The following is a 26548-nucleotide window of genomic DNA, read 5'->3' as shown; positions in this document are numbered from 1 at the left end:
AGGCCGACATCGGCCACCAGCAGATCGACCGCCCGCCCGCCCCGCAGCAGGGCGAGGCCGCCCGCGCCGTCCTCCGCCTCCAGCACGGTGTAGCCGCCATATTCCAGCGCCTCCCGCGCCACGGCCCGCAGGCTCGGCTCGTCATCGACCAGCAGCACCGTGCGGTTGCGGCCCCGGCCGGCCACCGGCAGGCCCTCCGCCATGGCCGGCGGCGGCACCTGCCCCGCCTCCTGGTGGCGGGGCAGGTAGAGATGCACGGCGGTGCCCTGCCCCGGCACGGAGTCGATCCGCACCTGCCCGCCCGACTGCCGGGCGAAGCCATACACCATGGACAGGCCCAGCCCCGTCCCCTGCCCCAGCGGCTTGGTGGTGAAGAAGGGCTCGAACACCTTGGCCAGGGTGGCTTCGTCCATGCCGCTGCCGGTGTCGGCGGCGGTCAGCCGGACATAGCCGGCCGGCGGCAGGTCCAGCGCCCGTGCCGCCGCCGCGTCCACCGCGACGTTGGCGGTGGCGATGCGCAGCAGGCCGCCGCCCGGCATGGCATCCCGAGCATTGAGGCAGAGGTTGAGCAGCGCGCTCTCGAGCTGGTTCTGGTCGCACAGTGTCAGCCACAGGGTGGGCTCGAGATCGGTCTCGATGTGGATATGCGGCCCGACGCTGCGCCGGATCAGCTCCAGCATGCCCCCCACCAGCGCGTTCACGGCCGTGGGGCGCGCATCCAGCGTCTGGCGCCGGGCGAAGGCCAGCAGGCGGTGCGTCAGCGCGGCGGCGCGCTGCACCGCGCCCTGCGCCACCTCGAGGTGGCGCGGAAGGGCTTCCGGCTGCCCCCGGTCGAGCCGCGCCTGCATCAGCTCCAGGCTGCCGCCGATGCCGGCCAGCAGGTTGTTGAAGTCGTGCGCCAGGCCGCCGGTGAGCTGGCCCACCGCCTCCATCTTCTGGCTCTGGCGCAGCCGCTCCTCCAGCTCGCGGTGCCCCGTCACGTCGCGGCCGGCGGCGACGAAGCCGTTGCCGTCCGGGATGCAGGCCCAGCTGAAGGCCCGGTTGCCGCCATCGGCGTGGCGCATGCGCAGCTCCGCCGCCACATCCGCGCGCCCCTCGCGCAGCTGCGCCAGCGCCGCCTCCAGCGCGTCGCGGTCCTCCTCCGCCACCAGCGCCACCAGCGGCGTGCCGGGCAGGGCGCCGAGCGAGATGCCGAGTGCCGCCTCCCAGGCGGGGTTGGCGCCGAGGCAGCGCCCCTCGGCATCGCCCACGAAGAACAGGTCGGGCGAGACGCGCCAGACGCGGTCCAGCTCCCGTGTGCGCTCCGCCACCCGGCTTTCCAGCGCCTCGTTCAGCGCCTGCAGCCGGCTCTCCGCCTCCTGGGTGGCGGTGATGTCGTAGAGCACGCCGCTGAAGCGCAGCTCGCTGGTGTCGGCATCGCGCAGATACTCGCCGCGCCGCATCAGCCAGCGTGTCGCGCCGTTGTCGGAGCGGCGGATGCGGAAGGTGCGCGTCTCGGCCGGGCCGGGCGCGGCGGGGGGCAGCCGGTCGAAGGGCGAGGGGTCGCCTTCCCGCACCAGGCCGTTGACCAGCGGCACCGGCAGGTTCGCGGCCGGGCGCAGCCCGAGCAGCGCGCAGAAGGTGGCCGAGACCGCCGCCGTGGCGAAGCCCGGCACATGCTCGAAGGTGCCGATGCCGCCGGCGCTCTGGGCGATGCGCAGCCGCTCCTCGGTGCGCTTCTGCTCGGTGATGTCGGTGAGCGTGCCGATCAGGCGGGCGGGCTGGCCCTCGGCATCCGGCCAGCAGCGGGTGCGGCCCTGCACCCAGCGCACCGTGCCGTCCGGCGCCAGCAGGCGGTATTCCTTGGAGAACAGCTCGGCGCCGCGCAGCAGCCCGCCCACCGCCAGGCGGATGCGCATCCGGTCCTGCGGGTGGATGCGGGCGAAGAAGCCCGCCGGGTCCAATGCCGCGCCGGAGGCGGGCAGCCCGTGCCAGATGGCGAACTGCGCGTCGCCGGCAATGCGGCCGGTGGCGACCTCCCATTCCCAGGCGGCGCTGCCGGACAGGGCGAGCTGCGCCCGCAGGCGGCGGTCCTCCGCCCCCTCGTCATCCGGCAGGGAGCAGAGCAGCAGCTCCTCCGCCGCCCCCGGCCCCAGGCGCAGGGGCGCGAGAGCAAGGGCGGGCGCGCCGCCGGGCCGGAAGGTGCGCCCCTGATGCGCGCGCACCACCTCCGCCCCCGCCTGCCGCAGCAGCTCCAGCGCGTCCTTGCCGCCCCGGCTGCTGAAGCCGGCGGTGCAGCCGAGCAGCGGCAGCCCCGGCCGTGCCCCATCCAGCACCGCCACCGCCGCCCCCGCCGCCTCCAGGGCGGCCAGCCAGGGGCCGATCCGGTCCTCGGGCGGCAGGCCAGGAGAGGGCGTGGCGGGGGAAGGTGCCGCCGGATCGAGCGCTGAGGGCAGGGCGAGGTTCTCCATGCTGCGCCGCGCGGCCTCAGGCGCCGCCGGCCGTGTCGTCCATCACGCTGCTGATGAAGCCCGCGATCAGCTGCTGCAGCATGGTCAGGGAGGGCATGTCCATCAGCATGGCGATGTAGCCGCGGATGTCATGGTTGCGGATGCTGAAGTTGATGTAGAGGAACAGCACCACGCCGCCGGCCTCCTCCCCCCCGGCCGCGCCGGCGGCGAACAGGGCCGCGGGGCCGCCATGGTCGAGGTCGGGCAGCGAGAGGGTCAGGCTCTCGCGCAGCATGTTGGCCATGGTGCCGAGGCAGTTGTTCAGCACCAGGTTGCCGGTCTCGGTCAGCGTCTCGTCCCGCAGGGCGAGGGCCTCCTCGTCATCCACCGCCTCGCCCAGCACGGCGCGCACCAGGCTGGCCCCATTGGCCGCCGGCAGGATCAGCAGCGCGCGGCCCGAGAAGGAGCCGGCGAAATCCTGCCGGACCGTCACCAGCGGCTCGCTCTCACGGTCGGCGATCATCGCCGCCGCGGCGCTGCGGCTGACCACCTCGGCGGAAGGGACGGAAAGCAGCACCTCCGCGCCGATCAGGCGCCGCAGGCTGGCGGCGGCGCGGCTGACGCCGATGTTGACGATCTCCGTCAGCGCATCCCGCTCCAGCTCGTTGAGCAGGATCTGGATGTTCATCACGCCGCGCCCTGGCGCAGCCGCAGCGCGGCGGCGGCGAGAAAGCCGCGCAGCCCCTCCTCCGTCGCCGGCTTCGGCACGAAGGCGAGCTTCAGGGCGCGGGCCTGGGCGATGATCTCGTCCTGCACGTTGGCCGTCAGCAGCGCGACCGGCATGGCCGGGTGCCGGGCGCGGATCTCCGCGGCCAGTTCCAGCCCGTTGCGCTCGGGCATGTTGTAGTCCACCAGCACCACGTCCACCCCGCCCCCGCCGATGCGCTCCAGCGCCTCCGCGGCATTGCCGGCCTCGGCGCGCCGCCATTCCGGCTGCAGGGCCGCCACCGCCTTGGCGGCGACGATCCGCGCCAGCTTGCTGTCATCGACGATCAGGAGGGTGGGTGCCATGCTTCGGACTCGTCTGCCGCCGGCAGAACAGCCGGACTCCTCAGGAATTCCCGGCCCAGCCCGGCGGTGCGGGCCGTGGCGGCGCGAGAGGCAAGTCTTGTACCAATGTCGGGCCCTCGCTCAAAGGCACATCGTCTAACAGCGGCGCAACCCAGCGCCGCAGAAAGGGCTCGGCCGGCAACCCGGCCAGGGGTGGGCGCAGCGCCAGCAGCACCTGCACCAGCGCCGTGTGCAGCGTGCGCGCCCCGGCCAGGGACACCGCGCGGGAAGGCTCCTCCAGCAGCAGCGCCAGCAGCGGCTCGGCCTCCTCGCTGCCGCAATCGCCCTCCAGGTGCAACGTGCCGCCATCCAGGCGCAGGGTCATCGCGCGCGGCTCCTCATCGTGTCAGCCCCGGCAGGTCCAGCACCATCCGCACCCGCCCCCCGGCGTCCAGCATGGTGCCGAGCAGGCCCGGCATCCCGGCCATCAGCCCCTCCAGCGGGCGCAGCGGCGCGTCCAGGCGGCGGCCGAACGCCTCCACCGCCAGCCCCACCGGCCGTGCCCCGGCGGTGACCAGGACCCGCGCCGCCTCGCCTGTTTCCCGGCCCGCGGCGCGCGGCAGGCCGAGCAGGCCGCCCAGGTCGAGCAGCGGCACGGTGCGGCCGCGCAGCACGAAGGCGGCGGCCCCGCCCAGCGGCAGGATGCGCGCCGCCGGCAGGCGCAGGGTCTCCGCCACCGCCTCCACCGGCACGGCCAGATCCTCGCCACCCGCGCGCAGCAGCAGCAGCGCGCGCAGCGCCGCCGCCTGCGGCAGGGAAAGCCGCACCGTGGCGCCCTCCCCCCTGCGGCTTTCCAGCGCCACCCGCCCGCCCAGCGCGGCGATGGCGGCGCGCACCGCGTCCATCCCCACGCCGCGGCCGGAGATGTCGCTGACATCCGTGGCGGTGGAGAAGCCGGGGGCGAAGAGCAGGGCGTGCAGCGCCGCCTCGTCGAGCGCGGCGGCATCCGCCACGCCGCGCGCCAGCGCCGCGGCGCGCAGCCGATCGGGGTCGAGCCCCGCGCCATCGTCGCTGAGGGCGATCTCCAGCCGCTCGCCCGCGCGGCGCGCCACCAGGTGCAGCCGGCCGGCAGCGGGCTTGCCGAGCGCCCGCCGCGCCTCCGGCGGCTCGATGCCATGGTCCAGCGCGTTGCGCACCAGGTGCAGCAGCGGCTCGTAGAGGCCCTCCACGATGGCGCGGTCGGCTTCCAGCGCCTCGCCCTCCATCTCCAGCGAGACCTCCTTGCCCAGCCGCGCGGCGGTTTCCCGCGCCAGGGCGGGCAGGCGGCGGAAGCTGCGCGCCAGCGGCAGGCGCCGCAGCCCCGCCACCATGCGGTCCAGCTCCGCCACCAGCCGGATGATCGCCGCCTGCCGCCCGGCCAGGTCGCGGCCCAGCGCCGGGTCCAGCGCGGCGGCGCGGGCCGCCAGCGGCGCCAGGGCATTGCCCGCCACCGCCAGCTCGCCCAGCCGCGCCGCCAGCGCCTCGACCCGCGCCGGCTCCACCCGCAGCGGCCGGGCGGGGGCGGCATCGGGCGCCGGCGCCGGGCGCGCCGGGGGGGCGGGCGGCAGCTCGGCCATCACGCACTGGTCGGCCACGAAGCGGAATACCTGGCGCAGCGCCTCCGGCTCGTCCGCCGCCAGGGCCCTGATCTCCAGGTTGCAGGCATAGGGGTCGAGCCGCGCCGGGGCGGGCCAGGGCGCGCGCGGCGCGACCTCCAGCGCCAGCAGGCCGGGCAGCCGGCGCAGCAGGGCCAGCGGGTCCTCCCCCAGGAAGAAGCAGTCGGCATCGGGGCGGTAGCGCAACGCCGTGACCCGCCGCCCCTCCGCCCAGGCCGGCTCCAGCGCCGCCGCATGGCGCGCCGCCAGCGCTGCGGGCCATGCCGCCTCCGCCCCGGCCGCCGGCGGGGCGGGGACGGCGCCACGGGGAGCCTGCCCCACGGCGCGCAGCCGGGCGGCCAGCGCGGCGGCCTCGGCGGCGGCATCGCCGGGCAGCGCGTCCCGGCTGGCGAAGGCTTCCAGCCAGGCCTCGCAGCGCAGGGCGGCATCCTGCAGCGCGGCCATGTCCTCCGGCCCGGCGGGGGCGGCGCGCAGCGCGTCCAGCCGGTCCTCCAGGGCGTGCAGCACCAGCCCCATCGGCGCCAGCGGAAAAAGGCCGACCGAGCCCTTCAGCGTGTGCACGGCGCGGTAGAGCCGGTCCAGCCGCGACGGCTCCGCCCGGGGCGCCCGCAGCAGGGGCAGCGCCTCCGCCATCTGCTCCAGCAGTTCCCGCGCCTCGATCAGGAACTGGTCGCGCAGCTCGCTCATGCCTCCTCCGCCCGCTGGTGCACCAGGGCGCCGGGAAAGCGGCGCGGCCGCAGCCGGCCCATCAGCGGCGCCATGGTCTCACTGTGGCCGAGGCACAGGAAGCCGCCCGGCAGCAGGGCCTTGTGCAGGTTCTCCATCGCCCGGTCGCGCGAGGCCTTGTCGAAGTAGATCAGCGCGTTGCGGCAGAAGATGACGTCGAAGCCGCCCTGCGCCGCCATGCTCGCCGGCTCCACCAGGTTGGCCGGGACGAAGCGCACCGACTCCCGCAGGTCCTGGACGATGCGGTGCCGGCCATCCGGCAGCCGCTCGAAATAGCGCGCCACCAGGCCGGGCGGCAGGCGGGAAAGGGCGCGCGCGCCGTATTCGCCCGCCGCCGCTGCCGCCAAGGCGCGCGTGTCGATGTCCGAGCCGACGATCTCGACATGGTAGGCATCCACCACCGGCCAGTTCTCCAGCAGCCACAGCGCCAGGGAATAGGCTTCCTCCCCCGTGGCGCAGGGCATCGACCAGAGGCGGATGCGGTCGCCAGGGCGGCGGCGCGCGGCGATCTCGGGCAGCATCCAGCCGCTGAGGCACTGGAGCTGGTAGGCCTCGCGGTAGAAGTAGGTTTCCTTGACGGTGAGGCTGTTGACGAGAGCCTCCGCTTCCTCGGGGCTGGTTCGCAGCCGCGCCATGTAGGCGGCGAAGCCCGGCGCGCCGCTGCTCGCCAGCCGCTCGGCCACGCGGCGCTCCACATAGTACCGCTTCGCCTCGCCATAGGCGAGGCCGGTGCGGCGGTAGAGGAAGTCGCAGAGCTGCTCCAGCTCCTGCGGGGTCAGCCGGGCGGCGGCGGAAGGGGCGGCGGCGGGAGGGGCGGCGGCGGGAGGGGGAGCGGGCATGCTCATGCCTCCACCCATTGCCGCAGCAGGGCGGCCATGGCCTCCACCGGCGCCACCTGGCTGGCGCCGCCGCAGCGCACCAGCGAACCCGGCATGCCCCAGATCACGGCGCTCTCCTCCGCCTCCGCCAGGGTGCGGCCGCCGCCGGCATGGAGGCGCGCCATGGCGGCCGCGCCGTCATTGCCCATGCCGGTCAGCAGCACGCCGGCCAGGCGGGAGGCGGGCAGGTGCTGCATCGCGCTTTCCACCAGCCGGTCCACGCTGGGGTGCCAGCGATAGGCCGCGAGCGCGGGCACCGGCAGCGCCACCAGCCCCTCCGGCCGGCGCGAAAGCAGGATGTCGGCATCGCCGCGCGCCACATAGGCATGGCCGGGGCGCAGCGGCACGGGCCGCGCCACCTCCTCCACGGAAAGGGCGCATTGCCCGTCCAGCCGCCGCGCCAGGGGGCCGGTGAAGGCGGCGGGCATGTGCTGCGCGACCACCAACGGCCAGGGAAAGCCGGCGGGCAGCGGCGCCAGCAGCGCCTCCAGCGCCGGCGGCCCGCCGGTGGAGGCACCGACCAGCACCACCCCGCCCGGCAGGCCGGGCGCCTGCGGCAGCATGGCCGGGAAGACAGGCCGCGGCGGCGGGGCGGCGGAACAGGACAGGGCCGGCTCGCCGCGCGGGGCGTCCCGTGGCGTGGCCGGCGGAATGCCTGGCGGGGCGGCCCCGCGCAGGGCCGCCTGGGCGCGCAGCCGCACCCGCTCGGCCAGGCGGTGCGCGCCGCGCGGCCGCGCCCGGGCGGCGGCGCGCACCTTGCGCACCAGCTCCGGCCCCAGCGTCTCCATGGACAGCGAGACGGCGCCGCCCGGCTTCGGCACCACGTCCACCGCGCCCTGGCGCAGCGCCTCCAGCGTCGCCTCGGCGCCCGAGGCGGTCAGCGCGGACAGCATCACCACCGGGCAGGGCCGCTCCAGCATGATCCGCTCCAGGCAGGCCAGGCCGCCGAGCCGGGGCATCTGCACGTCGAGCGTCACCACGTCGGGGGCGAAGTCGTGCAGCCGGGCCAGCGCCTCCACCCCGTCCCGCGCCTGGGCCAGCAGGAAGTCGCCCTCCGCCTCGAACAGGCCGGTGAGCAGGCGGCGCATCAGCGGCGAGTCGTCGACCACCAGCAGGCGGATCACGCGGCGCCCTCCGCCGCCGCCCGCGCCGTGGCCAGCCGCGCGGCCCGCGCCGCCTCCGCCCCGGCCAGGGCGGCGCGCAGCGCCGAGCCCGCCTCGCCCAGCAGCACCGCGGGCGAGAGCAGCAGCAGCACCCCCGCATCGTCCGGCAGGCTGGCGCCCGCCTCCACCAGCGGCGCGGCGCCGCCGGCGGCACGCGGACTGGCGGCGAGGGCGGCGCGCGGCAGGCTGCGCAGGCCCGGCACGGCATCCACCGCCAGCGCCACGCGCAGGCCATCGAGCCGCGCCACCACCACGCGGCCGCCCCACGCCGCCGGCGGCAGCCCGAGCAGCCGCCGCAGGTCCATCACCGGCAGGGGCTCGCCGCGCAGCGTCATCAGGCCGGCCAGGCCTTCCGGCGTTTCTCCTGGCGCCTCCCCTGGCACCTCTCCCGGCGCCTGGGGCAGGCGCGCCAGCGCGGCGGTGGCGCGCCGCACCTCCTCCACCGCCGCCAGGGGCAGGGCGAAGTCCCGCTCCCCCAGGCGCAGCAACAGGACGCGCTCGCCCTCCCCGGCCGCCAGCGGCGCAACCTCCGCGGCCTCCGCCGCGGGCGCAGGCGGCGCGCCCTCCAGCAAGGGCGCGGGCGCGAGGATGGGCAGCAGCCGCCGCCCCTCCTCCAGCCGGGCGATGGCGGCGACCCGCCCCTCCCCCAGCCCATGCGCCAGGATCGGCGGCACCGGCTCCACCGCCGCCTCCGGCACGGCGAGGGTGCCGCGCACCGCCTCGACCACCAGCCCGGCCCGCGCCCCCTCCCGGCACAGCACCAGGATGCGCGCGCCATGCCCGGGCAGGGCGGCGCCGCGCCCCAGCAGGGCCGCCAGCGACAGCAGCGGAAGCGGCCGGCCGCGATGGGGCAGCACGCCGAGCGCCGCATGGCCCAGGCCCGGCATGGGCGCGAAGCCGGGCGGCAGGCGCAGCACCGTCTCCACCGCCTCCAGCGGCAGGGCGAAATCCTGCCCCGCCACCCGGCAGCGGAGCAAGGACAGGACCGCGCCTCCCACGGCTCCGCAGGCCGGCATGGGATCGGGCCTGGCGGGCGCCAGGGGCGCGGCGGGGGCGGCCGGCGCGGCAAAGGCGCGCGCCAGCAGCGCCTCCAGCGCCAGCGGCGCCGCATCATCCGCCAGCCCCAGCACCGCCTCCACCGCAAGCGCCATGGGCGCGCGGCCGCGCAGCAGCAGCAGCCGGGCGGCGCGCCCCGCCGGCGCCTCCTCTCGCCCCAGCAGCCGTGCCAGGGACACCACCGGCACCGCCGCGCCGCGCAGGCTGGCCATGCCCAGCAGGCAGTCCGGCGCGCGCGGCACGCGTGTCAGCGGCGCGGGAGGCTGGATGCTGTCCAGCGCGGCGGCCGGCAGCGCCAGCCGCTCGCCCCCGGCCCGGCAGGCCAGCACGCGCACGCCCCCGGGCGCCATGCGCTCAGCCCTCCGTGCCCTGGAGTTCCTCGGCCAGCCCGGCGATCTCCTCGATGGCGGCGGCCAGCGATTCGGTGCCCTGGGCCTGTTGCCGCGCCGCGGCGGCGGCCTGGGCGGTGGCGCCGCCGATCTGGGCGGCGGCGGCGGCGATCTGCCGGCAGCCGCCCAGCACCTCGCGCGCCGCCTGGAGCGCGGTGCCGGCGCCCGTGGCCGTCTCCTCCGCGCCCGCGCGCAACGCCTCGATGGCGTCCCGCGCCTCGGCCAGCCGGGCGAGCAGCAGGTGGTTGCGCCGCGCCTCGCCCTGGCCGGCCAGCGCCGTCTGCTCCAGGTCGCGCCGCGCCATGGCGGTCTGCAGCTGGATCTCGCGCACCATGTCCTGCATCCGCCCCGCATGGGCCGCGGCCTCGCGCGAGAGGCCGCGGATGTCGGCCGCCACCACGGCGAAGCCGCGCCCGGCCTCGCCCGCCCGCGCCGCCTCCACCGCGCCGCTCACCGCCAGCATGCCGGTCTGCGCCGCCACCAGCGCCATGCCGTTGACGATCTTTTCCGCCTGGCGGGCCTGGCCGGCCACCTCGTCGGAGATCAGCATCACCGTTTGCGCCTCGGCGGCGCCTGCGGCGATGCCCTGGCTGAGCCCTTCCATCCGCTCCAGCGCCCAGGCCAGGCGCGGCGCCGCCTCCAGCAGGCGCGCGGCGGCCATGCCGGCGGCGGCGCGGGTGGCGGTGGCCGCCTGCTCGATCCGGTCCATGGTGTCGCTGGTCTGGCGGGTGGCCTCCGCCTGCATCTCGGCGCCGCGCCGGATCTGCTCCAGCGCCACGCTGATCTGCCCGGCGGCACCGGCCAGCTCCTGCACGGTGGCGGACAGCTCCTCGGCGGCGGCGGCCAGCGCGGCGCCGCCGCCGATGCGCGCCCCGCTGCCGCCCTCGCCCTGCAGGATGCCGGCCATGGCGGCCAGCCCCTGGGCGGTCTGCTGGCTTTCCTCCAGCGCCACGCCCTGCTGCCGCACCGCGTCCTGCGCCTGGGCGGCGGCGGCGGCCTGCTCCTCGGCGGCGGCGGCCACCTGCTCGGCGCCGCGCCGCGCCTCGTCGGCGCCCAGATCGGCGGCGGCGGCGCTGGCCAGGATGGTCTCGGCGCCCTCCGCCAGCACCGCCAGCGCGCTCCGCAGCCCGACCAGCGTGGCCACCACCTGCTCGCCATGCCCCGCCTCCTCGGCGGCGCGGCCGGCGGCGGCGCGGATGCGCGCCCCCATGGCCCGCACCTTCTCGCCGACGGCCCCGGCCAGCGCCACCACCTGGGCGGCGCTGCCCTCGGTCTCCTCCGCCTGGGCGCGCACCTCCTCGGCCAGCACGGCGAAGCCGCGGCCCTGCTCCTCGGCGCGCGCCGCCTCGATGGCGGCGTTCAGCGCCAGCAGGCTGGTCTGCTCGGCGATCTCGCCCACCGCCTCCGTCAGCTCGCCGATGCCGCCCGCCTGCTGTTCCAGCCCGGCGGCGACATCGACGGTGCGGAGCTGCTGGGCTGTGGTGTCCTGCACGCGCGCGATGGCGGCCTCCACCTGCGCCGCCACCTCGGCCAGCAGGGCCTGCAAGCTTTCCGTGCCGCGCCGGGCCTGCTCGGCGCGGGCGCGGGCCTGCCGGAAGGTGGTGGAAAGGCCGAGGATGGCGCCCTGCGACTCCTGCGCCGCGCCGGAGGCCTGCTGCGCCGCCGCCGCGATCTGCGACAGGGCGCCGTGCAGCTCCTCGGCCGCGGTGGCGGACTGGGTGAAGCCCGCCGCCAGCTCCTCGGTGGCGGCGCCGACGCGCTCGGCGGCCTTCTGGCGGCGCAGCCGGGCGCGCTCCTGCGAGCGGATGGGCGAGGCGGGCGGCACGGCCGAAACCGGAAGCGGGGCCGAAAGCGGGGCCTGGGGCTGCGCCGCGGGGCCGCGCATCTGGGATGTCTTGACCAGGGCCATCGGTGTCTCCGGACGGGGCGCGGAACTCCTCTCTACGCGAAGTCGCGCGCCGGGGGAGCCCCCCCTCGTCCGGAAAGCGCCGGGGACGCCATGCCGGTGGCGCCCCTGGGACTTGTTTCAGGCGTGCTCGGGCAGCGGCACCTGCGGGCCATAGACGGCCGGCATCAGGCCGATGTCGTGCCGCGCGAGGCCGGGCAGCGTCACCAGGCGGCATTCGTGCCGCCCATCCGCGTGCAGCAGGTGCTCCACATAGCCGAGCGGCTTCTCGCCCCAGCGCTCCTGCCAGGCATCGCCGACGACAAAGGCCACCGCCGGCGCCCAGATCTGGCGCAGCCCCTCGCACACGCCGCGGTCCAGCCACTGGTGCAGGTGGCCGGAGGCGACGAAGGCGATGTCATGCCCCTCCAGCAGGCCCAGCAGCCGGCGGCGCGCTTCCGGCAGCACCGGCCAGTAGGTCATCTCGGTATCGGCCAGCCGCTCGCGGCACAGCGGCTTGTGCTGGAACAGCGCGACGCGCCGCCCCTCCGCCGTGGCCAGCGCCTCGGCCAGAAAGGCGAACTGCGCCTCGCTCTCCGGCAGGCCGGCGGTGGTGATCAGCGTGTCGAGGCCGATCAGCCGCCAGCCGGGGATGTCCCGCAGGTGCCAGTCGGCGCCGAAGGCCTCGCGCCAGCGCATCAGGCGCTCGGCGTTGGCGGGCGTGGCGCCGCCCAGCACGGCGTCGTTGCCCACATCGTGGTTGCCGGGCACGGCGAGCCAGTCGAGCCCCAGCCCGTCCATCCGCTCACGGGCGAAGCGGAGGTCGTCGATCGCCAGCTCGCCATGCGCCGAGACGTCGCCGGTGTGCACCACGAGGTCGGGCCGGATGGCGCGGAGGTGCTCCGCCAGCGCCTCGAAGTTCGCGGTGAACTCGGGATGCGCGGCGGACAGGTGCGTGTCGCTGATCTGCGCGACGCGGAAGGCCATGGCTCAGGACTTCCGCGGCAGCAGGCGGCGCACCTCGGCCACCATGTCGGCCTGCACCTCTTGGGGCGTCGCGCGCTGCTCGACGATGCGGGCGAGGTTGTCCACCATGGTCTGCGTCACGCGCACGCTGTTGCTGCCGGGGAAGGCGTACCAGGGGATGGAAACGAGCAGCTGGCGCACCGCCGGCAGGAAGAGCGGGTTCTCGCGGTAGAAGGCGCCAAGGTGCTGCGGGTCGTCGATGGCGATCTGGTTGCAGGGCAGGTAGCCGGTGTTGCGCACCATCAGCGCCTGGCCCACCGGGCCGGTGGAGAAGCGCAGGAACTTCCAGGCGGCCTCGCGCCTCGCCGGGTCCTTGGCCGTCAGCATGCCGGCGGCGCCGCCGGTGGGCAGGCGGCCCGTGTCGGCGTCGATCACCGGCATGCCGGTGGTGCGGAGCGTGAAGTTCTCGCCCACGCTGGCCAGCGTGCCGCGCACCAGGGCGGTGGTCTGGAACAGCATGCCCACCTTGCCGGCGGCGAAGGCCTGGCGCGCGGCGGCGGCGGTCATGTTGGGCATGCCACCCTGCTTCACCATGCGGTCCAGCAGGGTGAGCGCGGCCAGCCCCTCGGGGCCGCCGAAGCCGACATCGGTCTCGTCGGCGTTCAGCATCCGCCCGCCATGGCCGAACAGCAGGGCGGAGAACATCCAGTCATCGCCGTTCCAGGTGAACCACATCCCCTCCGTGCCGTCGCCGAGGCGGTCGATGCGGGCGGCGAGGTCCAGCACGCCGTTCCAGTCGCGCGGGAAGTTCTCCGGGTCGCCGCCGGCGCGCTTCACCAGCTCGGCGTTGTAGTAGGTGACGGGGTTGGAGGCGGCGTAGGCGAGGCCGGACTGGATGCCGCCGAAGCGCGCCAGCTCCAGCAGCGAGGGCGTGTAGCCGAGCTTCGCCGGGTCGCCGTCGCGCGCCAGCAGCGGCGCCAGATCCTGCGCGATGCCGCGCTCGGCGAAGACGCGCAGGCGGTTGAAGCCCTGGTAGGAGAGGTCCGGCAGCTGGTTGGTCGCCGCCTGGCGCAGGATGAGCTGCGCGCCCTCCTCGTAGTTCGGCGTGGTGACGAAGTTCACCGTGATGCCCGGCTCCACCTTGGAGAAGGCCTCCAGGATGGCGTCGTAGCTGTTCTTGTAGATGTAGGGCTGGGCGTAGTGCACCGTGATGGCGGTGCCCTGCGCGCGGGCGATGCGCGGCGCGGCGAGAGGGGCGGCCAGCAGGGTGGCGGGCAGCGCCAGGGCGGCGCGGCGGGTGATGGTCATGGCTTGGCTCCGGAAGAGGGTTTCAGCCTTTGAGGCCGGTGGTGGCGATGCCTTCGACGAAGCGGCGCTGCGCCAGCAGGAAGGCGATGACGAGGGGCGCGGTCATGACGACGGCGGCGGCCATCAGCGCGCCGAAATCGTCGTCGCCCTCGGTGGTGCGGAAGAACAGCACGCCGAGCGCGGGCGTCGCGTGCTCGGGCGTGTTGACGACGATCAGCGGCCAGAACAGGTCGTTCCAGTGCGCGACGACGGAGAAGATGGCGAAGGCGGTGGCGGCCGGCCACGCATTGGGCAGCACCACCCGCCAGACGATGGCCATCTCGCTCATGCCATCCAGCCGCGCGGCGTGGATCAGGTCGTCCGGCAGCGACTTGAAGAACTGCCGGAACAGGAAGATGGCGAAGACCGAGATGGTGGAGGGCGCGATCAGCGCCGTGTAGGTGTCGAGCAGGCCAAGCTGGCTGAAGCCGGCATAGAGCGGCAGGGCCGGGACGTGCGGCGGCACCAGCAGCCCCAGCATGACGGCGCCGAAGGCCAGCTCCCGCCCGCGGAAGTTCAGCTTGGCCAGCGCGTAGCCGGCGGGAATGGCGAAGATGAGCTGGAAGGCCAGGATGCCGCCGCAGACGATGACGCCGTTCAGCAGGTAGCGCCCCACCGGCACCAGCTCGAACACGCGGCCATAGTTCTCCGCGATGGCCAGCCGCTCGGGGATCAGCGAGAGGGACGCACGGAAGATCTCGTCCGCCGGCTTCAGGCTGGCCGCCACCATCCAGATATAGGGCATCAGCAGCAGCAGGCCGAGCAGGGAAAGGACCAGCAGGCGCGGCATGTCGCGCAGCAGGGAGTTCTCGCGCTCAACCATAATGCACCCGCTTGTCCAGAACGCGCGTCTGCAGCCACATCAGCGCCAGCACGATGGCGAGAAACACCAGCGTGATGGCCGCCGAATAGCCGAGGCGGAAATAGGTGAAGCCTTCCAGGTACATGGCGTGCAGCAGCACCTCGGAAGCCTTGTTCGGCCCGCCCTGGGTCAGCACCTTCACCGTGTCGAACACCCGCACCGAGCGGATCATGGTGATGGTGAGGACGAACAGCGTGGTCGGCCCCAGCATCGGCCAGGTGACGAGGCGGAAGCGCTCCCAGGCGGAGGGCGCGCCATCCACCTCGGCCGCCGCGTAGAGCTCGCGCGGGATGGCGGTGAGCCCGGCCAGGAACAGCACCAGGTTGAAGCCGAGATTCTCCCAGATGCCGATGGCGGCGAGCGACCACATCACCGTGTCGGAGGAGGAGAGCCAGGCGGGCCCCGCGATGCCCACCTGCCGCAGCACCGCGTTCAGCGGCCCGATGCTCGGGTGCAGCAGGTACTGCCAGGCGGAGGCCATGGCGACGGTGAGCGACACCACCGGCAGGAAGAAGACGGCGCGGAACAGCGTGCGCCCGCGCGTGCCCGCCTCGATCAGCAGGGCGATCGCCAGCGCGCCGAGGATGGAGCCCGGCGTCACCACCGCCACATAGAAGATGGTGTTGCGCAGCGCCTGGGCGAAGCCGCGGTCGCCCAGCAGCTCGGTGAAGTTGCCGAGGCCGATCCAGGCGAAGGCCGGCGCGCCAAGCTCATAGTCGGTGAAGGCGAGCAGGATGGCGGCCAGCGTCGGCAGCAGCAGCAGCACGAGATAGGCCAGCACCGCCGGCAGGCCGAGCGCCCAGGCGGTGATCGCCTCGCCGCTCGCGCCCCGCCGGCGCGCGGGCGCGGAAAGGATGGCGGCGTCAGACAAGGCTCGGCTCCGGCACCACGGCGGTGTCGCGCAGGCGCCGCCCCTGCGCGTCGAACAGCAGGGCGCGGCCGGGGTCGAAGCCCAGCGTCACGCGGCTGCCGGGCGGCAGGTCCGGCACCAGCTCGGGCGGCAGGCGCAGCACCAGCGCCGTGCCGGTGCCCACATGCCGCGCGTGCAGCAGCAGGCTCTCGCCCAGGAACTCCAGCCCCTCCGCCGTGGCGGGGATGCCGCCATCGGCGAGAAAGAGGTCCTCCGGCCGCAGCGCCAGGGTGGCGGCGCCGGTGACGCGCTCGGCGCCGCACAGCCGCACGCCGGTGGGGAAGCCCGCCACGCGCGCGAGGCCGTGGCCGTCGATCTCGGCGGGCAGGGTGTTGATGCGCGGCGAGCCGATGAAGGTGGCGACGCGCAGATCGTCGGGGTCGGCATAGATGGCGCGCGGGCTCGCCACCTGCAGGATCTGCCCCGCCTGCATCACCGCCACCCGGTCCGCCATGGTCAGCGCCTCGGCCTGGTCGTGCGTCACGTAGAGGGTGGCGGCGCCGGCGCGGCGGTGGATCTCGACGATCTCGCGCCGGGTGTGGACGCGCAGCGCCGCGTCGAGGTTGGACAGCGGCTCGTCCATCAGGAAGGCGGCGGGGTGGCGGACGATGGCACGGGCCAGCGCCACGCGCTGCCGCTGGCCGCCCGAGAGCTGCGCCGGCCGGCGATCCAGCAGGCTGCCGAGGCCCAGCGCCAGGGCGGCGCTGCCCACCTCCTCGCGGATGCCGCGCCGCCTGGCCTGGCTGCCGGGCCAGAAGCGGCCCAGCAGCGGCAGGCGCTGCGCCGCGCTCATCCGCCGCATGGCCAACGGCACGGCGATGTTCTCCGCCACCGTCAGGTGCGGGTAGAGCGCGTAGGACTGGAACACCATGGCGACGTCCCGCGCCGCGGGCCGCAGCGTCGTGACATCCCGTCCGTTGATCAGGATGCGGCCGGAATCGGGCCGGTCGATGCCGGCGATCAGGCGCATCAGGGTGGACTTGCCGCAGCCCGAGGGGCCGACCAGCGCGACGAACTCGCCCGCCGCCACGGCCAGCGAAACCCCCTTCAGAACCTGCTGGCCCGCGAAGTTGCGCGTGGCGTTCTCGACAACAATACCTGTCACGCTCTCTGTCACCCCGGTCTCCGTTGGGGCGGGCTCTTAGAAGAGATGTGTGACGGTTGTGTTCCAGCCGCGAGAAAGTTCCGTGCCAATGCATCCGCCGCGCCGCAACCGGATTGTCACGCGCCTGTCAGTCCCCTGTCACGGGCCGCCGCTAATCCGCCGCCCATCGCATGACCCATCGGGGATCGAGAGACATGTTCCGCAAGACCGCGCTCGCCACCGGCCTGCTGCTGGCCCTGGGCGGCACCGGGGCCCAGGCCCAGCAGCGCCAGGGCTTCACCTTCTGGTACGGCCTCACCGGCCAGCTCAGCGAGGCGGTGCAGTCCGTGTGCAAGCGCTTCAACGAATCGCAGGCGCAGTACAGCGTCACCTGCACCAGTCAGGGCGACTACGCCCGCGCGCTGCAGAACACCATCGCCGCCTTCCGCGCCAACGAGCAGCCGACCGTGGTGCAGGTCTATGACGTCGGCACCGCCGACCTGATGCTGGCCGAGGTGTACCGCCCGGCGCGCGAGCTGATGGCCTCGCAGGGCCACCAGGTGAACTGGAACAACTACCTCCCTCCCATCGCCGCCTACTACGCGACGTCGAAGGGCGAGATGCTGTCCTTTCCGTTCAACTCCTCCACCGCGGTGATGTACTGGAACCGCGCGGCGGGGCAGAAGGCCGGCATCGACCAGCCGCCCGCGACCTGGGAACAGGTGGCGGACGCGGCGCGCAAGATGAAGTCCGCCGGCCAAGCCTGCCCGATCGCGCTGGACTTCGACAGCTGGGCGATGTTCGAGCAGTTCGCCGCCATCCACGACCTGCCCATCGCCACGCGCGCCAACGGCTATGGCGGGCTCGACGCCGAGTACGTGTTCAACCAGGGCCTGATGAAGCAGCACTTCAACAACCTGCTGGGCTGGTACAAGGAAGGCCTGATCCAGATCCGCACGGCACAGTCGGGCAAGGACGTCATCGCCTCCTTCGCCGCTGGCGACTGCGCCATGACCTTCGGCTCCATCGCCAGCCACACCACCATCCGCCGCACCGCCGCGCAGGGGCTCGACTGGACGCCGGTGATGCTGCCCATCTATGAGGGCAGCAAGCGCATCAACAGCCGCGTCGGCGGCGCCTCGCTCTGGACACTGAAGGGCCGGCCGGAGGGCGAGTACAAGGCTGCGGCCGCCTTCTTCGCCTTCCTCGCCACGCCGGATTCGGAGGAATACTGGTCCACCATCACCGGCTACATCCCGGTCACGGCAACGGGCCAGTCGCGGCTGGAGCAGAGCGGCTTCTACAACAAGCCCGAGAACGCCGGCCGCGAGGTGGCGATGCAGAGCCTGCTGCTCACCGAGCCTACCGAGAACTCCCGCGGCCTGCGCCTCGGCAACATGACTCAGTTCCGCGCGGCCTATGCCAACGAGATGCAGGCCGCGTTCGCCGGCCAGAAGACGATGGACCAGGCGCTCGCCGCGCTGCAGGCGCAGGGCAACCAGCTGCTGCGCCGCTTCGAGCAGACCTATCGCGGCAAGCAGCTTCCCTGAGCGGAGGCGGCCCGGCCGCCGCGCGGCCGGGCCCAGGAGCATCCATGAGCAACACACGCCGCGCCCTGTTCCGAAGCGCCTGGCTCCCCTGGGCCCTGGTGCTGCCGCAGCTTCTCATCATCTTCGTGTTCTTCTACTGGCCCACGGGCGAGGCGCTCTACTGGGCCTTCACGCTGGAGCAGCCCTGGGGCGGCGGCAATGCCTGGGTCGGCTGGCAGAACTTCGCCGCCGTCTTCTCCAGCGAGGGCTACTGGCACTCCGTCCGCATCAGCATCCTCTACGCGGCGTCCACCACCGCGCTCGCCATCGGCGCCGCGCTGCTGCTGGCGATGTTCGTGGACCGCGAGGTGAAGGGCAGCCGCGGCTACCGGCTGGCGATGATCTGGCCCTATGCCATCGCCGCCCCGGCCATCGGCATCATCTTCCGCTTCGTGTTCGATCCGCGCTCCGGCGTCTTCGCCTTCCTCAACCAGGCCGCCCCCGGGCTGTGGGACCCGACGCTGAACGGCGACCACGCCATGACCATGCTGGTGCTGGCCGGCGCCTGGCAGCTCGTCTCCTACAACTTCGTCTTTCTGCTGGCCGGTTTGCAGAGCATCCCGCGCGGCCTGGTGGAAGCGGCGGCGATGGATGGCGCCGGGCCGCTGCGCCGCATGCGCGACCTGCAGGCCCCGCTGCTGGCGCCCACGCTGTTCTTTCTCGTCATCATCAACATGACGGACAGCTTCACCCACAGCTTCGCGCTGGTGGACGTGATGACCGGTGGCGGTCCCGCCCGCTCCACCGACCTGATGGTCTACAAGATCTATTCCGACGGCTTCAAGGGCCTCGACTATTCCGGCGCCGCCGCGCAGAGCATCGTGCTGATGCTTCTGGTGGTCGGCATGACCTTCCTGCAGTTCCGCTTCGTCGAGCGGAAGCTGCACTACAAGTGAGCGCGCCGCGATGGTCGAACGCCGCCCCCTGCTGAACCTCGCCACGCACCTGCTGCTGGGGTTCGGCCTGCTCTGCCTGCTGCTGCCGATCTGGCTCGCCTTCATCGCCGCCACGCAGGACGTGGCGGGGGCGAACGCGGTGCCGATGCGCTGGCTGCCCGGTCCTCATCTCCTCGACAACCTCGCCGCCGCCTGGACGCGCGCCGACCTCGGCGCCCGCTTCACCACCAGCATGATCGTCGCGCTGGGCGTCATGGCGGGCAAGGTGGGGCTCGCCATGCTGGCCGCCTTCGCCATCGTCTTCTTCGACTGGCGCGCCAAGGCGGTGGTGTTCTGGCTGGTGTTCGTCACGCTGATGCTGCCGCTCGAGGTCCGCATCGTTCCCACCTACGTGGTGGCCGCCAACGCGCTGCGCCCGTTCCAGGCGATCCTCGACATCACCGGCCTCACCGGCCTCGTCGAGACACTGAGCGGCGTGCGCGTCGCGCTGGAATGGCGGATGCTGAACTCCTACACCGGCCTCATCCTGCCGCTGGTGGCCACTGCCACCGGCACCTTCCTCTACCGCCAGTTCTTCATGACCATCCCCGAGGAGCTGGTGGAGGCGGCGCGGATGGACGGCGCCGGGCCGCTGCGCTTTCTGCGCGACGTGCTGCTGCCGCTGTCGCGCACCAACATGGCGGCGCTGGCCACCATCATGTTCGTCTATGCCTGGAACCAGTATCTCTGGCCGCTGCTCGTCACCACCGAGCCGCAGCGCAGCACCGTGATGGTGGAGCTGTCGCGCCTGGTGCCGCGCGGCGACGGGCTGCCGGAATGGAACATCGTCATGGCGGCGGCGCTGACCGTGATGCTGCCGCCGCTCGCCGTGGTCGTGCTGATGCAGCGCTGGTTCGTCCGCGGCCTCGTCGCCACCGAGAAGTAAGGAGCGCCGCCATGGCCGCCATCACGCTTGACCATGTGAGCAAGACCTATCCCGGCGCCACGCGCGCTTCGGTGGACGGCGTCTCGCTCGACCTGCCGGAAGGCGCCTTCGTGGTTGTGCTCGGCCCCTCGGGCTGCGGCAAGTCCACCCTGCTGCGCATGCTGGCGGGGCTCGAGACCATCACGGGTGGCGAGGCGCGAATCGCTGGCCGCCGCGTCAACGAGCTGGAGCCCAAGGACCGCGGCTGCGCCATGGTGTTCCAGAACTACGCGCTCTACCCGCATATGAGCGTCGCTGACAATATCGGCTACCCGCTGAAGGTGGCCGGCCTGCCGCGTGCCGAGCGCGCGGCCCGGGTGCGCGCCGTCGCCGAATCCCTGTCCCTCGGCGAGCACCTGGCGCGCCGCCCCGGCCAGCTTTCCGGCGGGCAGCGCCAGCGCGTGGCGATCGGCCGCGCCATGGTGCGCGAGCCGCGCGTCTTCCTGTTCGACGAGCCGCTCTCCAACCTTGACGCCACGCTGCGCGTGCAGATGCGCGCCGAGCTGCGCCGGCTGCATGAAAGGCTCGGCGCCACCTCCCTGCTCGTCACCCACGACCAGGTGGAGGCGATGACGCTGGCCGACATCCTGGTGGTGATGCAGGCGGGGCGCGTGGAGCAGGTGGGGCCGCCGCGCGCGGTCTATGACCGGCCGGAGACGCGCTTCGTGGCCGGCTTCCTCGGCTCGCCGCCGATGAACCTGATGCCCGGCCGCGTGGCCGGGGGCGGCGGCGCCGTGGCGCTGGAGGACGGCCCGCTGGTGCCGCTGCCCGGCCGCCTTCCGGCGGGCCTGGCCGTCATGCTCGGCATCCGCCCCGAGCATGTCACGGAAGGCGGCCCCCATGCCGCGCTGGTGGAGATGGTGGAGGACCTGGGCAGCGGCCGGGTGGTGCATGCGCGCATGCAGGGCGTGCCGGTGACGCTGCACGCCCCGGCCGAGGCGACGCTGCGGCGGGGCCAGCCGCTGCGCCTCGGCCTGCCCGCCGCGCGGCTGCATGTCTTTGAGGCGGAAAGCGGCCGCCGCCACGAACCCGCCCCGCTCCAGGCGGCCGAGGCTGCGTTGGCCGGCTGAGCCCCCCTCCGCCGCAGGCCGGCCGCCGCCCGGCCGGTCCGACGCTCCCCTCGGGCGGCGCGGCCGCATCAGCGGAGGCAGAGCAGCGCGGCCGGGGCGCCGCGCCGCAGCACCACCACCGCGTTCTGCCGGAAGGCGCGCCCCAGTGCCGCGCCCGCCTCGGCATCCAGCCCCAGCGCCAGCAGGCTTTCCTCGCCTTTCTCCGGCGCCTCCGGCCAGGCCCCGAAGCCGCGCAGCACCCGCAGACCCGGCGCCTCCCGCAGCCGTGCCCGCAGCCGCGCCTGGGCACGCCGGTTGGCGGCGAGGCCGGCGGCGCGCGACCAGGGATTCCAGGCGGTGATGAACACGGCCCGCCGCGCGCCATGGCGGCCCAGGAGGCGATCAAGACCCGGATGGCGGCGGCCGTCCAGGCGGATGGTCAGGCAGTATGGCGGATTGGTCACATGATAGAGCGTGGCACGATAAATTTCCAGGAATGGCGTGCAGGCGGAATGCATCACCCTCTCTCCGGGCGGCGGCTGCCAGCCGGCGCGGGGGCGGCACGGGAGCCGCCGGGGCGGAGCCGGCCGCCCATCAGCCGGGGAGATCGAGCAGGGACAGGAACAGCGCCCGCTCCGGGCAGGCGGCCTCGGGGTTCCAGGCGACACCCAGGCCCCATTCCGGCGGCGCGGCCGCCCGGGGCAGCGCCACGGGGCGGAACACCACGCCGGGCACCCGCATCCGCGCCGCCCATTCCGGCAGCAGCGCGATGCCGATGCCCGCCGCCACCAGGCTGACGATGGTCTGCTTCTCCTCCGCCTCCTGCGCCACCCTGGGAGAAAGGCCGACCGCCGCGAAAAGCCGCATCACCCCGTCATGGCTGTGGGGGCGGGTGCGGCGGGGCGGCAGGATCAGCGGCTGCGGCGCCAGCTCCGCCAGCCGCAGCCGGCGGCGCCTGGCCAGCGGATGGCGGCTGGGCAGGGCCGCCACCGGGTGCTCCTGCAACAGCCAGCGAAAGGCGAGGTCCGGCTCCGGCGTCAGCGGGGGCCGGACGAAGCCGAGGTCCAGCCGCCCGGCACGCAGCTGCGGCAGGATCGCGGAGCCCTTGGCCTCGGTCAGGCGGGTGGCGATGCCGGGATGCGCCGCCTGGAACCGCGCCAGCAGGCCGGGCAGCAGCCCCGCCGCCGCGCTGTCGATGGCGCCGATGCGCAGCCGCCCCGCCGGATGCGCCGCCATGCCGCGCACCAGCCGCGCCGCGGCGGCGGCGTGCTCCAGGATCGCGCGCGCCTCGGCCGCCAGCGCGTCGCCCGCCGGGGTGGTGGCCACCTGCCGGGTGGTGCGCCGCAGCAGCGGCGTGCCCAGCGCCTCCTCCAGCAGCCGCACCTGACGGCCGAGCGCGGTGGGCAGCATGTTCAGCCGGGCGGCGGCACGGCCGAAATGCAGTTCCTCCGCGACCGCCAGGAAGGCCCTGAGCTGCTTCAGTTCCATCGCGCCGCCCCTCCCCTTCGCCGGCCGCGCGAGGCTACGCCGCCCCGCGCGGATTATCGCCCTTTTTTGCGCAATCTTTCGGATGCGCGGCGCGGCCACCACCCGCCCTAGTCTCGGCGGCGAACCCCAGGAGAAAGAGCCGCCCATGCGCGAATACCGGATCGCCGCCATTCCGGCCGACGGCATCGGCCCCGAGGTCATCGCCGCCGGGCTGCAGGCGCTCTCGGCGCTGGAGCGGCGGATGGGCAGCTTCCGCCTGCATGTCGAGGAGTTCCCCTGGGGCTCGGACCACTACAGGCGCACCGGCGCGATGATGCCGGCGGACGGGCTGGAAACGCTCAAGACATTCGACGCCATCTATTTCGGCGCCGTGGGCGCGCCGGACGTGCCGGACCATGTGACGCTCTGGGGCCTGCGCCTGCCGATCTGCCAGGGCTTCGACCAGTACGCCAATGTCCGCCCCACCAGGATCCTCCCCGGCGTGACGCCCCCCTTGCGCGACTGCGGACCGGGCGACCTCGACTGGGTGATCGTGCGCGAGAACTCGGAGGGCGAGTATGCCGGCCATGGCGGGCGGGCGCACCGGGGCCTGCCGGAGGAGGTGGCGACCGAGGTGGCCATCTTCACCCGCGTCGGCGTCACCCGCATCATGCGCTATGCCTTCCGCCTGGCGCAGGCGCGGCCGCGCAAGTTCCTCACCGTGGTGACCAAGAGCAACGCGCAGCGCCACGGCATGGTGATGTGGGACGAGATCGCCGCCGAGGTCTCGCGCGAGTTCCCCGACGTCACCTGGGACAAGATGCTGGTGGACGCCATGACGATGCGCATGGTGCTGAAGCCGCAGAGCCTGGACACCATCGTCGCCACCAACCTGCACGCCGACATCCTGTCGGACCTCGCGGCGGCGCTGGCCGGCAGCCTGGGTGTCGCGCCCACCGGCAATGTGGACCCCGAGCGGCGCTTCCCCTCCATGTTCGAGCCGATCCACGGCTCGGCCTTCGACATCGCCGGCAAGGGCATCGCCAACCCGGTCGCCACCTTCTGGACCGGCGCGCAGATGCTGGAGCACCTGGGCGAGCCCGAGGCCGCCGCGCGGCTGATGCGGGCGGTGGAGCGCGTGACCGCCTCCGGCCTGCTCACCCCCGACCTTGGCGGCACCGCCACCACGCGGCAGGTGACCGAGGCGGTGTGCGACGCCATCCACAGCGCCAACATCTGAGCGGCGAAGGGCGGCAGGGCGGGCCGGCAAAGGCGCCTCGCCCGCCCTGCCCTGGCTCCGCGCGCCCCTTGCCGCCCCCGGCCGGTCAGGTGCCGGTCAGATGCCGGTGAAGTTGGGCGCGCGCTTGGCGAAGAAGGCGGCCTTCCCTTCCTCGTGGTCGGCCGTCAGGAACAGCAGGCTCTGGTAGTGGCGCTCCTGGTCCAGCGCGTTGTGCAGCCCCTCGGACAGGATCTGCTTGGTCAGCGCCACCGCGGCCGGCGCCTGCGCGGCCAGGATGCGGGCGCGCTCCAGCGCCACGGAAAGCGCCTGGCCCTTCGGCGCCAGCCGGTCCACCAGCCCGATGCGGAGCGCCTCCTCGGCGCTCATCGGCTCGCCATAGAGCAGGATCTGCCGCGCCCGGGCATGGCCCACCCGCAGCGGCAGGGTGTGCGGCAGTCCGAGATCGGCCATCAGCCCCGCCTTGCCGAAGGCTGCCATGAACTGCGCGTCCTCCGCCGCCACGATGGTGTCGCAGGCGCAAACGAGCGACAGGCCGGCGCCCGCGGCCCAGCCCTCCACCGCGGCCACCACGGGCTTGGAGCCGCCCACCATCAGCCGGATCATCTGGTGCGCCGCCCGCAGCCGCTCCCGCCCCTGGAGGGGGGTGCGCACATCCATGCCCGAAAGGTCGCCGCCCGAGCAGAAATGCGCGCCGGCGCCGGTGACCACGATGGCGCGCACCTCCGGATCGGCTTCCGCGCGGTCGAGGATGCCGAGCAGCGCGGCGCGCAGCGCGGGGGCGAGCGCGTTGCGGCGCGCGGGGTAGTCCAGCGTCAGGATCAGCACGGGACCGTCCCGCTCTTCCCCGACGCGCATGACGGGCTGTTCGCCGCTATGGTCTGGCATGGACGTCCTTCTCCCTGTTCGTGTCGCTTTGCGCCCTGTTCTTCCCCAGGCTACATTCCGCATACGGGAAATCAATCGGGATATCGAATGGACACTGCTCTTCCCCTGCCCGAGCGCGATCCCGGCGGCCAGCGCGATGTGGGAGCGGTCATCCATGCCATCCGCATCCTCCAGCACCTGGCGGGCGCGACCGGCCCGCTCGGCGTGGCGGCGGTGGCGCGCGGCACGGGCATCAGCCCCAGCACCTGCTTCAACATCCTGCGCACCCTGACGCGGGCGCGCTTCGTCGCCTTCCGCGACAGCGACAAGACCTACACGCTGGGCCTGGCCGTGGCCGAGCTGGCGGCGGGGCTGATCGGCGTCAGCCATGCCGAGCTGATCCGGCCCGAGCTGGAGCGGCTGGCGCTGAACTACGACATGCTGATCGTGCTGTGGCGCGTCACCGAGGACGGCCACATCGTGCTGATCGACCGCGCGCACACCCACACCGCCGTGCGGGTGGAGATGCGGCTGGGGCTGCGGCTGCCGATGCTGGTGGGGGCGGTGGGCCGCTGCGTCGCCGCGGCGCTCGACCTGCCGGCCGATGAGCTGCGCCGCCGCTTCGCCACCCTCCGCTGGCAATCGCCCCCCAGCTTCGAGGCCTATCTCGCCGATGTCGCGACCGCCCGGCGGCAAGGCTGGAGCATCGACCAGAACAACCTCTACCGCGGGCTGATCACCGTCGCCGCCATGGTGCGGGACCGCAACGGGCAGCCGCGCTTCGGCATCAGCGGCATCACCATCTCCGGGCAGCACCCGCCGGAAACCTTCGCCCGCCTCGGCGAGGAGCTGCGGGAAGTGGCCGCCTTCACCGGAAAGGCGCTGTTCCCGCTCGGCGGCATCCCGGATCAGGAATAGTATTTTCCATATGGAACAGGCGCTTTGCACATGACAGGCGCCGCCGCATCGGCTCAACTCCTCCGCCACACGGCGAGTCCCGGCAAGGGCGCCGCAGCGGAGGAGAAGACCACCATGAAGAACCTGCATCGCCGTAGCCTGCTGCGCGGCACCGGCGGAGGGCTGGGCGCCGCCCTGGCGGGCGGGCTGCTGCCCGGCCTGCCGTGTGCCCAGGCGCAGGAAGACTGGCGGCCCAGCCAGACCGTGCGCGTCATCGTCCCCGCCGCCGCCGGCGGCACCACCGACATCATGGGCCGGCTGCTGGCGAACCACCTGACCCAGCACTGGGGCCAGGCGGCGGTGGTGGAGAACAAGTCCGGCGCCGGCGGCCTCATCGGCACGGCCGAGGTGGTCCGCTCCAAGCCGGACGGGCACACCATCCTGCTCGGCAATATCGGGCCGCAGGCCATCGCCTACTCGCTGTTCCGCAACATGCCCTACCAGGCGAACCAGCTCGTTCCCGTCTCCAACATGATCCGCGGACCGAACGTGCTGGTGGTCCACCCCTCGCTGCCGGTGCAAACGGCGAAGGAGTTCGTCGAGTACATCCGCGCCAATCCGGGCAAGCTCAGCTATGGCACGCCGGGGCTCGGCCAGTCGCCGCATCTCTCGGCCGTGTGGTTCAACCAGCTGACCAACACGCGCGCGACGGCCGTGCACTACCGTGGCGCCGGCCCCTCGATGATGGGGCTGGTGGCCGGCGAGGTGCAGTTCAGCTTCGACAACCTGACGAGCGCCATGACGCAGGTGCGCGAAGGCCGGGTGCGGGCGCTGGGCGTCAGCAGCGCCGAGCGCAACCCGCAGCTTCCCGACCTGCCGGCGATGCGCGAGGTGGTGCCGGAACTGGCCAATTACGAGGTGAACACCTGGTTCGGCGCATTTTATCCGGCCGGCACCCCGGAAGCCGCGTTGCGCTCGCTCAACATGCAGATCAAGACGCTGCTGGAGATGGAGGAAACCAAGCAGCGCTTCGCCGGGATGGGCGGGGTGCCGTCCTATGGCACGCCCGCGCAATATGCCGATTTCGTCCGCGCCGAGACGGAGAAGTGGGGCGAGGTGCTGCGCCGCGAGGGGCTGCAGCTCGAAGCCGGCTAGCGTGCCCTCCGGGCGGCGGTGTTCCCC

24 protein-coding genes are annotated in these 26548 nt (G+C 73.9%); 7 read left to right on the top strand and 17 right to left on the bottom strand.

Annotated features, from left to right (window positions below; all coding sequences use genetic code 11):
* The 14 genes from CR162_RS19450 to CR162_RS19385 form a co-directional block, all read right to left on the bottom strand.
* Nucleotides 1-2450: hybrid sensor histidine kinase/response regulator (locus CR162_RS19450; RefSeq protein WP_099097177.1), on the bottom strand; the 2450-nt coding region annotated here is incomplete at its 3' end.
* A gap of 16 nt (nucleotides 2451-2466) precedes the next feature.
* Nucleotides 2467-3117 carry a chemotaxis protein CheX gene (locus CR162_RS19445; protein ID WP_099097176.1) on the bottom strand — a complete coding sequence of 217 codons (651 nt, stop codon included), beginning with the start codon at nucleotides 3115-3117 and terminating at the stop codon, nucleotides 2467-2469.
* Nucleotides 3117-3500 carry a response regulator transcription factor gene (locus CR162_RS19440; RefSeq protein ID WP_099097175.1) on the bottom strand — a complete coding sequence of 128 codons (384 nt, stop codon included), beginning with the start codon at nucleotides 3498-3500 and terminating at the stop codon, nucleotides 3117-3119. The genes CR162_RS19445 and CR162_RS19440 overlap by 1 nt, the downstream gene beginning before the upstream one ends.
* Before the next feature lie 40 nt (nucleotides 3501-3540).
* Complete coding sequence (locus CR162_RS19435; protein WP_218014942.1) at nucleotides 3541-3864, bottom strand: hypothetical protein; 324 nt, start codon at nucleotides 3862-3864, stop codon at nucleotides 3541-3543.
* Nucleotides 3865-3877: 13 nt separating this feature from the next.
* Nucleotides 3878-5821, bottom strand: a complete 1944-nt coding sequence (locus CR162_RS19430; RefSeq protein ID WP_099097174.1) for a chemotaxis protein CheA — start codon at nucleotides 5819-5821, stop codon at nucleotides 3878-3880.
* Complete coding sequence (locus tag CR162_RS19425) at nucleotides 5818-6699, bottom strand: CheR family methyltransferase (protein ID WP_176559939.1); 882 nt, start codon at nucleotides 6697-6699, stop codon at nucleotides 5818-5820. The genes CR162_RS19430 and CR162_RS19425 overlap by 4 nt, the downstream gene beginning before the upstream one ends.
* A gap of 2 nt (nucleotides 6700-6701) precedes the next feature.
* A complete protein-coding gene (gene cheB, locus CR162_RS19420; protein WP_099097173.1) occupies nucleotides 6702-7862 on the bottom strand; it encodes a chemotaxis-specific protein-glutamate methyltransferase CheB in 1161 nt (386 codons plus the stop codon).
* Nucleotides 7859-9307: a chemotaxis protein CheW gene (locus tag CR162_RS19415; protein WP_099097172.1), complete on the bottom strand. Its 1449-nt coding sequence runs from the start codon at nucleotides 9305-9307 to the stop codon at nucleotides 7859-7861. Before CR162_RS19415 ends, cheB begins: the two co-directional genes overlap by 4 nt.
* Nucleotides 9308-9311: 4 nt before the next feature.
* Entirely contained in the window at nucleotides 9312-11255 is a 1944-nt protein-coding gene (locus CR162_RS19410) for a methyl-accepting chemotaxis protein (RefSeq protein WP_099097171.1), read from the bottom strand.
* A 117-nt stretch (nucleotides 11256-11372) separates the two neighbouring features.
* Complete coding sequence (locus CR162_RS19405; protein ID WP_099097170.1) at nucleotides 11373-12218, bottom strand: metallophosphoesterase family protein; 846 nt, start codon at nucleotides 12216-12218, stop codon at nucleotides 11373-11375.
* A gap of 3 nt (nucleotides 12219-12221) precedes the next feature.
* Nucleotides 12222-13505 carry an ABC transporter substrate-binding protein gene (locus CR162_RS19400; protein WP_099097169.1) on the bottom strand — a complete coding sequence of 428 codons (1284 nt, stop codon included), beginning with the start codon at nucleotides 13503-13505 and terminating at the stop codon, nucleotides 12222-12224.
* Nucleotides 13506-13527: 22 nt separating this feature from the next.
* Nucleotides 13528-14367 (bottom strand): carbohydrate ABC transporter permease, encoded by an 840-nt coding sequence (locus tag CR162_RS19395; protein WP_099097168.1) that lies wholly within the window; start codon nucleotides 14365-14367, stop codon nucleotides 13528-13530.
* The gene (locus CR162_RS19390; protein ID WP_099097167.1) at nucleotides 14360-15277 is read right to left on the bottom strand and encodes a carbohydrate ABC transporter permease; all 918 of its coding nucleotides are present in this window, start codon (nucleotides 15275-15277) and stop codon (nucleotides 14360-14362) included. Before CR162_RS19390 ends, CR162_RS19395 begins: the two co-directional genes overlap by 8 nt.
* Nucleotides 15270-16421: an ABC transporter ATP-binding protein gene (locus CR162_RS19385; protein ID WP_099097178.1), complete on the bottom strand. Its 1152-nt coding sequence runs from the start codon at nucleotides 16419-16421 to the stop codon at nucleotides 15270-15272. The genes CR162_RS19390 and CR162_RS19385 overlap by 8 nt, the downstream gene beginning before the upstream one ends.
* A gap of 194 nt (nucleotides 16422-16615) precedes the next feature.
* Between CR162_RS19385 and CR162_RS19380 the strand changes: the two genes are divergently transcribed.
* The 4 genes from CR162_RS19380 to CR162_RS19365 are packed head-to-tail and all read left to right on the top strand — an operon-like array spanning nucleotide 16616 to nucleotide 20919.
* Nucleotides 16616-17950 carry an extracellular solute-binding protein gene (locus CR162_RS19380; protein WP_099097166.1) on the top strand — a complete coding sequence of 445 codons (1335 nt, stop codon included), beginning with the start codon at nucleotides 16616-16618 and terminating at the stop codon, nucleotides 17948-17950.
* A gap of 44 nt (nucleotides 17951-17994) precedes the next feature.
* The gene (locus CR162_RS19375; protein ID WP_099097165.1) at nucleotides 17995-18885 is read left to right on the top strand and encodes an ABC transporter permease subunit; all 891 of its coding nucleotides are present in this window, start codon (nucleotides 17995-17997) and stop codon (nucleotides 18883-18885) included.
* A gap of 10 nt (nucleotides 18886-18895) precedes the next feature.
* Nucleotides 18896-19810 carry an ABC transporter permease subunit gene (locus CR162_RS19370; protein WP_099097164.1) on the top strand — a complete coding sequence of 305 codons (915 nt, stop codon included), beginning with the start codon at nucleotides 18896-18898 and terminating at the stop codon, nucleotides 19808-19810.
* Between the two features lie 11 nt (nucleotides 19811-19821).
* Nucleotides 19822-20919: an ABC transporter ATP-binding protein gene (locus CR162_RS19365; protein WP_099097163.1), complete on the top strand. Its 1098-nt coding sequence runs from the start codon at nucleotides 19822-19824 to the stop codon at nucleotides 20917-20919.
* A gap of 68 nt (nucleotides 20920-20987) precedes the next feature.
* Here the strand turns inward: CR162_RS19365 and CR162_RS19360 are convergent, their stop codons facing one another.
* On the bottom strand, nucleotides 20988-21416 hold the full coding sequence (locus tag CR162_RS19360; protein ID WP_099097162.1) for a DUF3293 domain-containing protein: 429 nt from the start codon (nucleotides 21414-21416) through the stop codon (nucleotides 20988-20990).
* 76 nt (nucleotides 21417-21492) lie between these two features.
* Nucleotides 21493-22386: a LysR family transcriptional regulator gene (locus CR162_RS19355; protein WP_099097161.1), complete on the bottom strand. Its 894-nt coding sequence runs from the start codon at nucleotides 22384-22386 to the stop codon at nucleotides 21493-21495.
* Between the two features lie 145 nt (nucleotides 22387-22531).
* On the opposite strand from CR162_RS19355, the gene CR162_RS19350 reads away from it, so the two are divergent.
* Nucleotides 22532-23605: a tartrate dehydrogenase gene (locus tag CR162_RS19350; RefSeq protein WP_099097160.1), complete on the top strand. Its 1074-nt coding sequence runs from the start codon at nucleotides 22532-22534 to the stop codon at nucleotides 23603-23605.
* Between the two features lie 96 nt (nucleotides 23606-23701).
* Here the strand turns inward: CR162_RS19350 and CR162_RS19345 are convergent, their stop codons facing one another.
* Nucleotides 23702-24490, bottom strand: a complete 789-nt coding sequence (locus CR162_RS19345) for an enoyl-CoA hydratase/isomerase family protein (RefSeq protein ID WP_099097159.1) — start codon at nucleotides 24488-24490, stop codon at nucleotides 23702-23704.
* Between the two features lie 87 nt (nucleotides 24491-24577).
* Here CR162_RS19345 and CR162_RS19340 point away from each other — a divergent pair, with 87 nt between their 5' ends.
* Nucleotides 24578-25387, top strand: a complete 810-nt coding sequence (locus CR162_RS19340; protein WP_099097158.1) for an IclR family transcriptional regulator — start codon at nucleotides 24578-24580, stop codon at nucleotides 25385-25387.
* A gap of 114 nt (nucleotides 25388-25501) precedes the next feature.
* A complete protein-coding gene (locus CR162_RS19335; RefSeq protein ID WP_099097157.1) occupies nucleotides 25502-26521 on the top strand; it encodes a Bug family tripartite tricarboxylate transporter substrate binding protein in 1020 nt (339 codons plus the stop codon).
* Nucleotides 26522-26548 lie beyond the last annotated feature (27 nt).

This window comes from Teichococcus rhizosphaerae, from assembly GCF_002631185.1.
Lineage (GTDB): Bacteria > Pseudomonadota > Alphaproteobacteria > Acetobacterales > Acetobacteraceae > Pseudoroseomonas > Pseudoroseomonas rhizosphaerae.
This window is presented reverse-complemented; position numbering and strand designations above follow the sequence as displayed.

Bases quoted from the DNA above. Each gene is read 5' to 3' on its own strand.
- CR162_RS19360 (WP_099097162.1), bottom strand. From the start codon at position 21,416: ATGCATTCCGCCTGCACGCCATTCCTGGAAATTTATCGTGCCACGCTC.
- CR162_RS19430 (WP_099097174.1), bottom strand. From the start codon at position 5,821: ATGAGCGAGCTGCGCGACCAGTTCCTGATCGAGGCGCGGGAACTGCTG.
- CR162_RS19440 (WP_099097175.1), bottom strand. From the start codon at position 3,500: ATGGCACCCACCCTCCTGATCGTCGATGACAGCAAGCTGGCGCGGATC.
- CR162_RS19415 (WP_099097172.1), bottom strand. From the start codon at position 9,307: ATGGCGCCCGGGGGCGTGCGCGTGCTGGCCTGCCGGGCCGGGGGCGAG.
- CR162_RS19340 (WP_099097158.1), top strand. From the start codon at position 24,578: ATGGACACTGCTCTTCCCCTGCCCGAGCGCGATCCCGGCGGCCAGCGC.
- CR162_RS19345 (WP_099097159.1), bottom strand. From the start codon at position 24,490: ATGCCAGACCATAGCGGCGAACAGCCCGTCATGCGCGTCGGGGAAGAG.
- CR162_RS19380 (WP_099097166.1), top strand. From the start codon at position 16,616: ATGTTCCGCAAGACCGCGCTCGCCACCGGCCTGCTGCTGGCCCTGGGC.
- CR162_RS19435 (WP_218014942.1), bottom strand. From the start codon at position 3,864: ATGACCCTGCGCCTGGATGGCGGCACGTTGCACCTGGAGGGCGATTGC.
- CR162_RS19375 (WP_099097165.1), top strand. From the start codon at position 17,995: ATGAGCAACACACGCCGCGCCCTGTTCCGAAGCGCCTGGCTCCCCTGG.
- CR162_RS19445 (WP_099097176.1), bottom strand. From the start codon at position 3,117: ATGAACATCCAGATCCTGCTCAACGAGCTGGAGCGGGATGCGCTGACG.
- CR162_RS19410 (WP_099097171.1), bottom strand. From the start codon at position 11,255: ATGGCCCTGGTCAAGACATCCCAGATGCGCGGCCCCGCGGCGCAGCCC.
- CR162_RS19350 (WP_099097160.1), top strand. From the start codon at position 22,532: ATGCGCGAATACCGGATCGCCGCCATTCCGGCCGACGGCATCGGCCCC.
- CR162_RS19405 (WP_099097170.1), bottom strand. From the start codon at position 12,218: ATGGCCTTCCGCGTCGCGCAGATCAGCGACACGCACCTGTCCGCCGCG.
- CR162_RS19370 (WP_099097164.1), top strand. From the start codon at position 18,896: ATGGTCGAACGCCGCCCCCTGCTGAACCTCGCCACGCACCTGCTGCTG.
- CR162_RS19355 (WP_099097161.1), bottom strand. From the start codon at position 22,386: ATGGAACTGAAGCAGCTCAGGGCCTTCCTGGCGGTCGCGGAGGAACTG.
- CR162_RS19425 (WP_176559939.1), bottom strand. From the start codon at position 6,699: ATGCCCGCTCCCCCTCCCGCCGCCGCCCCTCCCGCCGCCGCCCCTTCC.
- CR162_RS19365 (WP_099097163.1), top strand. From the start codon at position 19,822: ATGGCCGCCATCACGCTTGACCATGTGAGCAAGACCTATCCCGGCGCC.
- CR162_RS19395 (WP_099097168.1), bottom strand. From the start codon at position 14,367: ATGGTTGAGCGCGAGAACTCCCTGCTGCGCGACATGCCGCGCCTGCTG.
- CR162_RS19400 (WP_099097169.1), bottom strand. From the start codon at position 13,505: ATGACCATCACCCGCCGCGCCGCCCTGGCGCTGCCCGCCACCCTGCTG.
- CR162_RS19335 (WP_099097157.1), top strand. From the start codon at position 25,502: ATGAAGAACCTGCATCGCCGTAGCCTGCTGCGCGGCACCGGCGGAGGG.